Annotated in this window: 3 protein-coding genes; all 3 read right to left on the reverse strand. The window is 34.9% G+C overall.

Annotated features, from left to right (window positions below):
• On the reverse strand, nt 1-222 hold a 222-nt coding region (locus tag ACKJXD_RS11870), incomplete at its 3' end, for a hypothetical protein (protein ID WP_430875887.1).
• A 54-nt stretch (nt 223-276) separates the two neighbouring features.
• Complete coding sequence (locus tag ACKJXD_RS11875; protein ID WP_430876416.1) at nt 277-1,152, reverse strand: DUF6708 domain-containing protein; 876 nt, start codon at nt 1,150-1,152, stop codon at nt 277-279.
• A 9-nt stretch (nt 1,153-1,161) separates the two neighbouring features.
• The coding region (locus ACKJXD_RS11880; RefSeq protein WP_430876417.1) for a DUF6708 domain-containing protein at nt 1,162-1,624 on the reverse strand (463 nt) is incomplete at its 5' end.

Consider the following 1,624-nt stretch of genomic DNA (forward strand, 5'->3'; position numbering starts at 1 on the left):
TGAAATATCACATATCAACATAGGAATTAAAAAAAATAATGAAATTGATAAAAATGAACTTATAGATAAATAAAAAATTTGATTTGATAATTTTTTACGTTTTAAAACACAGTAGTTATCATTAGCATAGATCAACCGATCCTCAGGGCTGGTTAAGTAATTTTTCCCTTTCTCTAAATCCCCAATCCAACCAAAACGTTGGGGGCGGTACTTTGATGGCATATCTGGCTCCTGTTGTTTAGTTTTATTTCCAACTTTCTTTACTATCTAACCTTATTACTGCTTAACCTGATATTTTTGTTTGATGTTGGCTAGCTCATCTTGTGTTGTGGCATTGAATGCCTCGATCATCCATTTGGGCCAACCTTGACCTTTTATAATTTTTTGTTTGAATTTGTCTTCTTGGTCGGTTGGGTAGATGCTTCGGCTGGGGTCGGCTAATTTATCAAATATCATATAATTATTGACCCAACCCCAGATTAAATGACTACCTACCCCTTTTCGGGCTGGGTCGAACATGATATGGTCAATGGTTTGGTTAGTGCCGGGTTTGCACACCATTAAAATATCGCTAACTAGTGAGTAAGGTGAATAGTTATGAATGGCAACACCGTGTAAATCTGCCCAATCATACTCTTTTATTCGGCGTTTATTGGGGTGTAAAAAAAATAAGGGGTTATACCAAAATCGAAAGCTAAAAAAGTAACTTTCATTCACATACACTTTACCCGTTTTACGGTTAAAAATAATTGGACTTCCTCGGCGAGTGAATAGGTTTTGATAGAATTCAGGAAGTAATGAAAAATATATAGCAATTGTAAAGGCTAATATACCTATTGTGATTAAAATTAAAATCGAAGTATGATTAAATTTAATAAAAATAGGTACAGCTTGATAATAGTAGATAGATATAATTATATAACCAATTAATAGTAATGTAGAAATTATTAAATAAAAAATCTGGTCAGATAATTTTTTACGTTTTAAAACACAGTAGTTATCATTAGCATAGATTAACCGATCTTCAGGGCTAGTTAAGTAATTTTTCCCTTTTTCTAGATCTCCTATCCAACCAAAACGTTGGGGGCGGTACTTTGACGGCATATCTGGCTCCTGTTGTTTAGCTTTATTTCCAGTTTTCTGTACTATCATCTAACCTTATTATTGCTTAACCTGATATTTTTGTTTGATGTTGGTTAGTTCGTCTTGTGTTGTGGCATTGAATGCTTCGATCATCCATTTGGGCCAACCTTGACCGTTAATAATTTTTTGTTTGAATTTGTCTTCTTGGTCGGTTGGGTAGATGCTTCGGCTGGGGTCGGCTAATTTATCAAATATCATATAATTATTGACCCAACCCCAGATCAAATGACTACCTACCCCTTTTCGGGCTGGGTCGAACATAATATGGTCTATGGTTTGATTAGTGCCGGGTTTGCAGACCATTAAAATATCGCTAACTAGTGAATAAGGGGAGTAGTTATGAATGACAACACCGTGTAAATCTTCCCAGTCATACTCTTTTATTCGGCGTTTATTGGGGTGTAAAAATACTAAGGGGTTATACCAAAATCGAAAGCTAAAAAAGTAACTTTCATTCACATACACTTTACCGGTTTTACGG

This window comes from Gilliamella sp. G0441, from assembly GCF_050589305.1.
Lineage (GTDB): Bacteria > Pseudomonadota > Gammaproteobacteria > Enterobacterales > Orbaceae > Gilliamella.

Coding starts and splice junctions, on each gene's coding strand:
- ACKJXD_RS11875 (WP_430876416.1), bottom strand. CDS start 1,152: ATGATAGTACAGAAAACTGGAAATAAAGCTAAACAACAGGAGCCAGAT.